Source organism: Mycolicibacterium psychrotolerans, from assembly GCF_010729305.1.
Taxonomy (GTDB): Bacteria; Actinomycetota; Actinomycetes; order Mycobacteriales; family Mycobacteriaceae; genus Mycobacterium; species Mycobacterium psychrotolerans.
In genome coordinates this window covers 2691166-2701346 of the sequence record NZ_AP022574.1, presented here as the reverse complement: position 1 = coordinate 2701346, position 10181 = coordinate 2691166, and the positions used below count along the sequence as shown (strand labels likewise).

General features: G+C 68.0%; 10 protein-coding genes. 2 read left to right on the top strand and 8 right to left on the bottom strand.

Annotated features, from left to right (window positions below; genetic code table 11):
• Positions 1 to 89: 89 nt before the first annotated feature.
• Together G6N45_RS13400 and G6N45_RS13395 are read right to left on the bottom strand one after the other, a co-directional pair.
• On the bottom strand, positions 90 to 809 hold the full coding sequence (locus G6N45_RS13400; protein ID WP_163728392.1) for a DUF1906 domain-containing protein: 720 nt from the start codon (positions 807 to 809) through the stop codon (positions 90 to 92).
• 88 nt (positions 810 to 897) lie between these two features.
• Complete coding sequence (locus G6N45_RS13395; RefSeq protein WP_163722766.1) at positions 898 to 1629, bottom strand: MerR family transcriptional regulator; 732 nt, start codon at positions 1627 to 1629, stop codon at positions 898 to 900.
• A gap of 350 nt (positions 1630 to 1979) precedes the next feature.
• Here G6N45_RS13395 and G6N45_RS13390 point away from each other — a divergent pair, with 350 nt between their 5' ends.
• The gene (locus tag G6N45_RS13390) at positions 1980 to 3236 is read left to right on the top strand and encodes an MFS transporter (protein ID WP_163722765.1); all 1257 of its coding nucleotides are present in this window, start codon (positions 1980 to 1982) and stop codon (positions 3234 to 3236) included.
• Here the strand turns inward: G6N45_RS13390 and G6N45_RS13385 are convergent.
• Complete coding sequence (locus G6N45_RS13385) at positions 3233 to 4444, bottom strand: low temperature requirement protein A (RefSeq protein WP_163728389.1); 1212 nt, start codon at positions 4442 to 4444, stop codon at positions 3233 to 3235. The genes G6N45_RS13390 and G6N45_RS13385 overlap by 4 nt on opposite strands.
• 105 nt (positions 4445 to 4549) lie before the next feature.
• Between G6N45_RS13385 and G6N45_RS13380 the strand changes: the two genes are divergently transcribed.
• Positions 4550 to 5266: an IspD/TarI family cytidylyltransferase gene (locus tag G6N45_RS13380; RefSeq protein ID WP_163722764.1), complete on the top strand. Its 717-nt coding sequence runs from the start codon at positions 4550 to 4552 to the stop codon at positions 5264 to 5266.
• Here the strand turns inward: G6N45_RS13380 and G6N45_RS13375 are convergent.
• The 5 genes from G6N45_RS13375 to G6N45_RS13355 all read right to left on the bottom strand — a co-directional run bounded on the left by G6N45_RS13375 (position 5232) and on the right by G6N45_RS13355 (position 10170).
• Positions 5232 to 5903 carry an IspD/TarI family cytidylyltransferase gene (locus G6N45_RS13375; RefSeq protein ID WP_163722763.1) on the bottom strand — a complete coding sequence of 224 codons (672 nt, stop codon included), beginning with the start codon at positions 5901 to 5903 and terminating at the stop codon, positions 5232 to 5234. The two genes, G6N45_RS13380 and G6N45_RS13375, sit on opposite strands and share 35 nt — an antisense overlap.
• A 21-nt stretch (positions 5904 to 5924) precedes the next feature.
• Positions 5925 to 6518, bottom strand: coding sequence for a twin-arginine translocation pathway signal (locus G6N45_RS13370; RefSeq protein WP_246228987.1), 594 nt, complete (start codon positions 6516 to 6518; stop codon positions 5925 to 5927).
• On the bottom strand, positions 6515 to 7351 hold the full coding sequence (locus tag G6N45_RS13365; protein WP_163728385.1) for an Rv1363c family protein: 837 nt from the start codon (positions 7349 to 7351) through the stop codon (positions 6515 to 6517). Before G6N45_RS13365 ends, G6N45_RS13370 begins: the two co-directional genes overlap by 4 nt.
• 151 nt (positions 7352 to 7502) lie before the next feature.
• Positions 7503 to 8972 (bottom strand): FadD3 family acyl-CoA ligase, encoded by a 1470-nt coding sequence (locus G6N45_RS13360; protein WP_163722762.1) that lies wholly within the window; start codon positions 8970 to 8972, stop codon positions 7503 to 7505.
• Positions 8973 to 8979: 7 nt separating this feature from the next.
• Positions 8980 to 10170: an amidohydrolase family protein gene (locus tag G6N45_RS13355; protein WP_163722761.1), complete on the bottom strand. Its 1191-nt coding sequence runs from the start codon at positions 10168 to 10170 to the stop codon at positions 8980 to 8982.
• Between the last annotated feature and the right edge of the window lie 11 nt (positions 10171 to 10181).

Here is a 10181-nt window from a genome sequence, read left to right as displayed (position 1 = left end):
CGCGATTTCGCCGAGTGGACAGGTGTTTGCTGCACAACCTTACCGATCAGTAAGTCTGTCGGCCGCGCCGATTCGGTGCCCGCAGTGCTCTAGTCCCAGGCCCCGAAATTCGGCTTGAGAATGTGATTGATGTCGACGCCGATGCCGGCCACGGTGCGAGAGTCGATCTCCACCTGGTGCAGATGCGCGGCGGGATGCGCGACGCGACCGGGCGATCCCCAGTTGTGCTGCCAGAAGTACGAACCGAGACCGTCCTGCAGCGCCCACTCGATCGTCTTCGAGTTCCCGTAGACACCGACCCGCTGGTGCCCGAGCACCCGCTCCCACCCGCGCAGGTAGGGGGCCACCTGGCGTTTGTACTGCTCGAAGGTCGGGTCGTCGTCGATGGAGGTATAGATCGGCGCGCCGTACGACCCGCCCGCCGCGACGTGGAGTTGCCAGCCGCGCTGGGCATGCTGAATTCCTGCCGGCTCGCCGGCCAGCCAGTCGGCGGTGTCCTGCTTGCCGTACTGATAGCAGGACACGATCTTGAGTCCGCCCCGATAGAGGTCGCGGGCCTCGGCCAGCTGAATCGGCTTGCCGAGCATCCACGCACCGCCGGGTCTGCGGTCGGACACGTAACGGATCGCCCCGACGGCGCCGGAGGCGCGCAGATCAGCAGCGTTGATGACCCCCGCCGCGTAATCCAGCAGGACCCCGAGAGGCGCCGCGGACGCAGTCGCGCCGGGCACCATCGCCGACAGCGCGCTCAGCCCCAGCGCCGCCGGCGCCGCCGCAGCGGCGTAGCGCAGGACGTCACGCCGCGACATCGACACGTGCCACAGCGTATGACAGGAACATCTCTTTTCACGCGAGCCGCCACCGTCACAACTGCATCACTTCGTCGGAGGTGGGCGGTCACCCCGTCGGCCGCTCCCAGGCGCCGGTCAACAGGATGCCGGCCGTGTAGTCCGACGCCGAGGCCACCATCAGGCGGCGGGTCGCCTGGTCGAATCGCGACGCCATCACCTTCTCCCCCAGCAGCCGATAATCGGCGACGACCTGCCGGAGCCGGCCCATGTCCTCGGGCTTGGGGAGGTAGCCGGGCCCGACCTCTGCCTGATACAGCTCGACCAGACTGTCGACGAAAGCCTCGGCGAGCAGATCGAACGACTTATCCGCGGCGTCGACGAACCGCAGCAGCGCGCGGACGTAGCGCATGTGATCCGGCGAGCGCGCCAAGATCTCGGCTGCGTCACCGTCGATGAGCATGACCTTCCGGCCCACCATCTCGGCCATGCCGTGCGTGATCAGCTGTCGGGCCTCGGGCGAATCCGGGTCGATCGCCAGCGTCGAACGGTCGTGATGTTCGGACTCGGGGCCCAGAACGGCGCGCTGCAGGCCCAGGATGTCGGCGAGGTCCTCCCCCTGGCGCATGCTGGTGAAGAACTCGGCGATGTGGGCGGAGTTGTACCCCTTACGGAGCAGCTGGCTGATCGTGTTCAGCTGCGAGAGGTGATAGTCGTCGTAGAGCGCGGAACGGCCCACGCGCCGCGGCGGGTCCAGCAGGCCACGCTCGCGGTAGGCGCGGATGTTGCGGGTGCTGACGCCGGACTCCCGCGCTAGATCCTCGAGTCGATATTCAGCCACAGCGGCACCCCCTCAACACTGCCGTCGGGATACCACGTGGCGATCCGCACAGTGCACCCCCACTCTAACCCCCCTGCCTACCGCATGAGCGAAGTATTCTCCCACGCGGAACCACAGCCTACGCTTCCAATTTCATGCCGGTCATCTGCGATGATCGGGTCAGTACAGCAAATTTGACGACGCGAGTGTGCACTTTCAGCCAACTTGTTTGCCGCCGTCTACACCCTCTGTAGTCGGAACGTATGACGTAACTGGTTGGCGTTCGCGGGGCCGCGTGGGCGAGGATGTGAAGCGGTCCTGCACTGCAGGACATTCAGACATTTCGTGATCTCGTGCCGAGAGGTTCCACCGTGCGTCCCTGGATCGTCTGGGCGACCGGGCTTCTCGCCTACATCGTGGCTGTTCTCGATCGCACCACCTTGGGCGTGTCCGGTCTGCCCGCCGCCGAGCGGTTCGCCGCCGGTCCCGGCCTGCTGTCGATGTTCGTCGTCCTGCAGGTCGTGGTCTATGCGGGCGCTCAGGTGCCGGCAGGACTGTTGCTCGACCGCTACGGATCACGGGCACTGATCGTGTCGGGAGCGACGCTGATGGGCGCCGGGCAGCTGATCCTCGCCGTCACCGAGTCGCTGCCACTGGCCATCGCTGCGCGCGCCGTCGTGGGGCTCGGCGATGCGGTCACGTTCATCTCGGTGCTGCGGCTGGTGCCACGCTGGTTCGCACCGCGCCAGATCCCGCTGGTCACGCAGCTGACCGGGATCTGCGGCCAGCTGGGGCAGGTGCTCTCCGCGGTGCCGTTCCTGGCGTTGCTGTCCGCGTCGGGCTGGACGGCCGCCTACACCTCGGCTGCGGCCGGCGGCGCGCTGGTGATCGTGCTGGTCGCCGCACTGGTGCGCAACGCGCCCGACGGCGTCGCCGTAGCCGCGGAGACGATGGGGATGCGCGAGACGATCGCGAGCGTCAAGACCGTCTGGTTGCGGCCCGGAACGCGGCTCGGTTTCTTCACCCACATGGGCACCCAGTTCTCGGTGACCGTCTTCGCGCTGATGTGGGGCGTGCCCTACCTGACCGTCGCACAGGGCCTCTCGACGGGCATGGCGGGCACGCTGCTGACCGTCTCCGTGGTGGCCGCGATCTGCGCAGGCGTGGTGATCGGCATCGTCACCGGCCGACTGCCGCACCGGCGGTCGCGGCTGGTGCTCGCCATCATCGCCGCCAACGCCGCGGCGTGGACCGTCGTCCTCGCGCTCCCCGGCAGGGCGCCGCTGTGGTTACTGGTCATCCTGATCGTGGTCATCTCGGTGGGCGGACCCGGCTCCATGGTCGGTTTCGACTTCGCGCGCACCTTCAACCCGAGCTCGACGCTGGGTACCGCGCAAGGCATGGTCAACATGGGCGGCTTCGTCGCCTCGCTGCTGCTGATGCAGGCGATGGGGATGATCCTGCAGGCCGCCGGCGGATTGTCGTTCGATTCGTTCCGGCTCGCGTGGACGCTTCAATACTTCGTCTGGGCGCTGGCCGTCGCCGGCATCCTGATCACCCGCCGCAAGGCCCGTCGGCTGCTCGCCCTGCAGGACGATCGCATGCTGCTCGAGGGGATCAACGGCTAGCTGCGTCGGGACGCGCCCGCCGCGGCGGCCGCCGCGTGGCGGTAGCCCCGCAGTTCGTAACCCAGCACCGGCACGGCCGGTGCGAGCGTCACCACCAGCAGACAGTTGGCCATCGACACACCGAGCGTCGCCAGCAGGACCGCCAGGCCGAGCACGGCAGCGGTGAACGCCATCAGCAGGACGTGGAACAGCAGCACGGTGCGCGTCATCACCGAGTAGAGGACGTAGATCGTGGCGACGTAGACCGCGACGGGGATGACGACGGTGAGCACCGTGGCGGTGGAGCCGAGCTCGGAGTGGTGCTCGATGTAGTACGCCGCCGCATGCAGTCCCGCGCCGGTGGCGACGATCGCCGCGAACACCACGATGTGCAGATAGCCGAACCAGAACGAGCGCTCGCGTCGTACGTGCAGGATGTCTGCCTGCGGAAGGACGAAATACGTCCACCACATGCCGAAGGTCAGACCGATGCCGGCGACGGCGACGAACACCGCGTCGACAGACCACCCCTGGGCGTCCACCACCGCGCTCAGCGACGCCACCGTGCCGACCACCCCTTCACCGAGGGCGATGATCGTGAACAACCCGTAGCGCTCCACGATGTGGTGGGCGTGCCATGGCGTGCCGCCCCTGCCGAACTCCGCGAGGACCGGACCCATGATCTCGACGAGGACCAGACCGACGACGATGGCGGCCGTCACCGGGACGGAGGTGTGCACGAAAATCGCCGCCATCCAACCGATCTGGGCGACCGTGATCCACCACGCGTAGGTCAGGCACGCGCGCCGGCGCGCCGGGTCCTGGCGGGCCGCGCGCAGCCACTGTGCGACCATGGCCACCCGCATCACCACGTACCCGGCGACCACCACGGTGTTGTCCACGTGCCCGCCGTGTTCGATGGACGCGTACATCTGCGGCAGCCCGAGCGCCAGCACGATCACACCGACCATCTGCAGCATGGTCGTCAGCCGGTAGATCCAGTCGTCGGTGTCGTAGGCCGAGGCGAACCAGCTGAAGTTGATCCATGCCCAACACACGGCGAACATCGCGAAGAAGAACGCGGCCAAGCCCGCGGCGACGTGACCGCCGGCCAGCGCGTGGGCGAACTGCGACGCCGCGATACCGAACGCCACCACGAAGGTCAGGTCGAACAGCAGTTCCAGCGGGGTGGCCACGCGGTGCTGCTCGTGCGGGTCCCGGCCGGTCATCATCCGCACGCGGTGCACGGCGGAGTCGGTTCCGTCAGGTCCTTCTGTCACCGGTGATTCCCCTTCCGTGCTGGGCGTCGACCGTACCGGAGATACTGTTCGTCCATGGGCGCCGAGGCAGTGGGAGTCGTGCTCGCGGCCGGCATGGGCACCCGGGTGGGCGCCGACGGAAACAAGGCCTATCTCCCGCTCGACGGACGCAGCATGCTGGTGTGGTCGTTGGACACCCTCGCACGCGTGCCGGAGATCGCGCGCACCGTCCTGGTGTTCCGGCAGGGCGAATCCGAGCTGGCGCGTAAAACGGTCGAGCGCGAACTCGGTGATGCCTCTGTCGAATTCGTCGAGGGCGGCCCCACCCGGCACGCCTCCGAGCGGAACATGCTGCGCCATCTGGCGGCCGACATCGAGTCTGGCGCCGTCGATGCGGTGGTGATCCACGATGCCGCCCGCCCGCTGGCCGGCGCCGCCATGTTCGCGACGGCGCTCGCGCTCGCGCGCGAGTTCGGCGGGGCGCTGCCGGCGCTACCGGTCGACAGCCTGGCCAGGGTGACCGATCGCGGTGTGGAGACGGTGCCGGGGTCCCTGGTCCGGGTGCAGACACCGCAGGCGTTCCGGGCGCGCGAACTGCTCGACGCCTACCGGCTCGCCGAAGCGGACGGCTTCGAGGGCACCGACACGTCGTCGTGTATCGAGCGGTACACCGACGTCGCGGTGCGCACCTTCCCCGGCAGTGCCGCGAACCTCAAGGTCACCTATGCCGGCGACATCGGCATCGCACACCGGCTCCTCACCGAGAGGAACCGCTCCGCCGGTCCTCGATGACCGCCGCCAGGAAATCCGCGTCCCTCGGCAGCTCGACGCCCAGCGCCCCGGCATCTCCGTCGACCAGTTCGACCCGCGCGCCGCTGCGCAGTGCGATGTCCAGCTCGTCGGCGGGGGCGCCTGCGGCTGCGGCCACCGATCGGGTGAGCACCTCGGCGTCGAACCCGCGCGGGTACTGCAGCACCTGCAACTCGGCGCGGTCCAGCGTCGCGGTCACGACGCCGTCGCGGTCGACGGTCTTGATGCTGTCGGTCACCGGCCGCGCCGGCGCCACCACCTGGGCGCCGTCGCGCAGCGCCGCCAGGACGCGGCGCGCCGTGGCCGAATCGACAAGCGGCCATCCGATGTCGTGCACCAGGACGGGGGTCCCCGGGCTGATCGTCGCCAGTGCCGCCGCCAGACACTGCGCGCGGTCGCCCGGCGCGTCCGCGGTCAGCACCCGGACGTCCGCGAATCCCTCGGCAACCAGCAGTTCCCGCACCGGGACCACCGGCCCAGCGGGCGCGGCGACGACGACGGACGCCGCCTGCGAGAGGGCACGCACGATCCGGATCAGCGGCGAGGTGCCGGCCACCGGCGTCAGTACGGCCGCCGACTCTGGCGAGGCCGGCACGGGCAGGATCGCCGTCGCTGTCACGGCGCCGAGGCTATATCAGCCTCACACCGGGTCGAACTTCTCGATAAGCCACGCCCCGTCGATCTTCTTCAGGCCGACCTTGACGCTGCTCGCCGCGAAGGATCCATCGGGATTCTCCTTGCTGAGGGTCGTCTGGTTGATGAACAGCAGAACCTGGGCGGTGTCGGGATGGATCTCCGAGACCGCGCCCTGCACCACGTCCGCCTTGGTCTGAACAGCCTTCTGGGTGGCCGCGGGCGCGACCACCTTCGTGGTGAAGTCGGTGTAATAGCTGAGGAATTCGCCGGTCAGATGGGACTTGGCCGCCGCGAAGTCCTTGTCCAGACTGTCCGGGGAGTACGACAGCAGCGCCACGGTGCCCGTCTTGGCCGCCTCGAGCGCCGCGCCCGTGGCCGCCGCATCGGTTTCGCGGTCCTGACGGTACTGGGAGAAGTACACGGCTGCGGCGGCACCGGCCGACGCCACCAGTGCGACCACGAGCACGACCGCCCCGAGGTGGCGCCGCAGTGCGGCCATCGGACTCCTCCTGCGCGGTGGCTCGACGGCGTCGGCAGGCCCCGATTCCTCGGTGGTGCTGATCACCTCGTCGCCCGCGTCGGTGTCTTCGGCGCTCACGGGACGAACTCGACTTTCGACATCTTGATCTGATCGCCTTCCCGGACCAGGCTGACGAGCAATCTCCACGATCGGGGCTGATCTTTGGCCCCGGAGGAGTTCGTGACCCGGGATGTCGCGGCTACCAACACATCCGCGGTATCGCCGGACATCGAGTCGACCGCCGAGGCGTTGACGGAGACGTCGGTGACCACCTTCGACTCCTTGGCGATCTTGACGAAGTCCGCGGCGGTGTTCTTGAAGTCGTCCCGGAACTGGCCGGTCGAGTTGTCGATGATGCGGTTGACGTTCTCCTGGGCGTTGTTGAAGTCCAGCGACATCAGGTTCACGACGGCCTGCCTGCCGGCGGCGGAGAACTCGCTGCGCTGCTGCTCGTCGTGCACGGCGCTGCGGTGCTGGATCACCATGAAGACCGTGGCGACGATCAGCGCGCAGGTCGCGAGCACGCCCAGCGCCGCCGCGAGATAGCGCGCCACGCGGGGCCACCCCGGCCGCCGTCGCGGCGCACCGCCGCCGGCGGCCACGGGTGCGGTCTCCTCGGGCTCCTCGATGGCGTCGGACGTCTCCACGGCGTGCTCGGGCGCCTCGACCACGTCTGCTTCGGACGCGCGGGTGGGGGCTGCCGCCCGGTCCTCGGCCTCGCGCCGCAGCCGGAGTGCCCGCGCGCGGGCCCGGGCTGCGGCGGCCATCGCCTCGGCCTCTGCGGCCTCGGCTTCGGCCTCCTCCGCCAACGCGAGAACCTGATCCGCATCCCGCGCGGGGTCGCTGTCCTGGCGCGGCTCGTCGGCGCGGTCGTCGTCGATCACCGACCCGCGACGCCTGAATGACGGCACACCGACCTCCTCGTCTGCTGTGTCGCCCACCTGAGAGGCTGTTGAGAATGGCATTCTTCTTTTTTGCGTATGGCCAAGACCATACCCCGGCCGCTGAGCTACCGACAAAGCTCTTGGCTGCGGAAATGCAATTTACGTGCTGTGCGGATGCTCAGCGCTGACTGTTCTGCAACCTGTCCTTCATCACCTTGCCGGTCGCGTTCACCGGCAACTCGTCGAGGAACTCTACAGAGCGGGGCACCTTGAAACCGGCCATTCGGTCGCGGCTCCACGCGATCAGCTCCTCGGCGCTGAGGGCGGGCCGGCTGCCGTCCGTCGGCGTGCGGACCACGAACGCCTTCCCGACCTGTCCCAGCCGCTCGTCGGCAACCCCGATGACCGCCGCTTGGGCGACGGCAGGGTGCTCGAGCAGGAAACCTTCGATCTCGGCCGGGTAGGCGTTGAATCCGCCGACGATGAACATGTCCTTCTTGCGGCCCACGATCCGCAGTCGACCGCCCGCGTCGAGGGTGCCCAGGTCGCCGGTGTGCAACCAGCCGTCGGCGTCGATCACCTCGGCCGTGGCGGCGGGGTCGTCGAGATAGCCCTGCATCACCGTGTATCCGCGCACGAGCACCTCGCCGTCCGCGGCGATGCGCATCTCGACACCGTCACAGGCCACCCCGGCCGTGGTGGCGATGTCGGTGAACGAATCCCCGGGCCGCGACAGCGTCACGGTGCCGGCCTCGGTGAGGCCGTATCCGGTCGCCAGGGTCTGGAACGGGAGCTCCTCGTGCACCCGACGCACCAGCTCGACCGGGATGTCGGCTGCGCCGGTGACGCCGGCGCGCAGGCTGCGCATCCTGTTCTTGTCCGGGGCGGCCAGCAGCGAATGGTACAGCGTCGGGGGTCCGGGCAGCATCGTGATGCGTTCTGCGGCAATGAGTTCGACAACACGGTCGATGTCGAAGACCGGTACCGGCAGCATCGTCGCCCCGCGGATGAACGATGCGATCAATCCGGCTTTGTAGCCGAAGGTGTGGAAGTAGGGGTTGACCATCAGATACCGGTCACCCTGGCGCAGGTCGGCCAGGTCGCACCACTCCTCGTAGAGCCGCAGGTTCTGGCCGTGGTTCATCATCACACCCTTGGGGCGTCCGGTGGTGCCGGAGGTGAAGATGACGTCCGAGATGTCGGTGGACCGCATCGGCCGGCTGAACGGCTTTCCGCTGGAGAGGAACCCGGACTTCAGGTCGATGACGGGCACACCCGCGGGGGCGGTGTATTCGACGCCCAGGAAGCCCTGTTGGACCAGGACCGCCTTTGCGGCGCTGCGCCCGATGACGTCTGCGGCTTCCTCGGTCTTGAACCGGGTGTTCACGGGCACCAGCACGCCACCGGCGGTCAGCAGACCGAACGCGGCGATGATCCACTCGGCGCTGTTCGGCGCCCAGATCGCGGCACGATCCCCCGCGCCGATCCCGAGATCGGCGAAGGAACCTGCCGCACAACGGATCCGATCGACCACCTCGGAAAAGGACAAGCGCAGCGGACCGTCGACGACGGCTTCGGCGTCACCGAACCGGTCCGCCGCGCCGGCGACCATCTCGGGGATGGTCTGCCACCGGGCAACGTAGGTCAATGCGACGTCAGGTGGTGACCAGACGGCCGAGGTTGCCGCCCATGATCTTCGCCTGATCCTCGACCGAGAGGTGCTCGAGCGCGGTGACGTAGTGGGTGGGCTCGGCCAGCCCCTCGGGATGCGGCCAGTCCGAGCCGTACAGCACCTGGTCCACGCCGATCAGGTTGATCAGGTCGTCGATGCCCTCCTCGTAGAAGGGGCTGACGTAGATGCGGTTCTTGATCTCCTCGATGGGATTGCCCAGGAACGCCTCCGGCGCCTTCTTCCACACCTCGGCCATCGAATCCAGCAGCGGGAACATCCATTTCGACCCGGCCTCGACGATGCCGACCTTCAGCTTGGGGTGCCGGAAGAGCGCACCGTGGATCACCCAGGAGGCCACCGCATCCTGGATCGGGCGCCACTCGTTGAGGATCGACATCGCGTTCGTCTGGAACGGCAGCATCTCCTGGGCACCGCCGTCCCACTCCGAGGTGTACCGCGAGTAGCCACTGTCCGACGAGTGCATGCCGACGAACACGTCGTGATGCACGACGCGCTCCCAGAACGGATCGAACTCGGGCAGCGCGAATGACCGCGGGCCGCGGAAACCTGGCACCGGGGCGGGCCGGATCAGGATCGCGCGGGCACCGCGCTTGACCGCCCACTCGAGCTCCTCGATCGCCTTCTCGACGATGGGCAGCGTGATCACCGGGGTGGTGAAGATGCGGTTCTGGTAGTTGAAGCCCCACACCTCGTCGAGCCACTGATTGAGCGCGTGGATCAGGACATGGATGGCGACCGGATCGTCGGAGAGCCGCTCCTCGATGAGGCTCGCCAGCGTCGGGAACATCAGGCTGCGTTCGATGCCCAGTTCGTCCATCACCTGGATGCGCGGCTCGGGCTCGAAGAACGCCGGGATGGCCTTCATCGGCTCGCCGAACAGCTCGCGCTTGCTCTTGCCGTCGGGATTGCCGTACTTGAAGTACTCCTCCCACGCGCCCGGCTTGGCGACCACGGAGAACGTGGGGTTCGGGATGTAGTTGCTGATCTGTCCCTTGATCGCGATCTTGGTGCGACCGTTGACCTCGACGTACTGGACGACGTCCTTGTACTCCTTGGGGAGGTACTTGGTCAGCGCCTCCGGCGGCTCGTACAGGTGGTTGTCCGCATCGAACAGCGGGAAGGGGATGTCCACCCGGTGCGACAGTTGTCCCATTGAAAAACTCC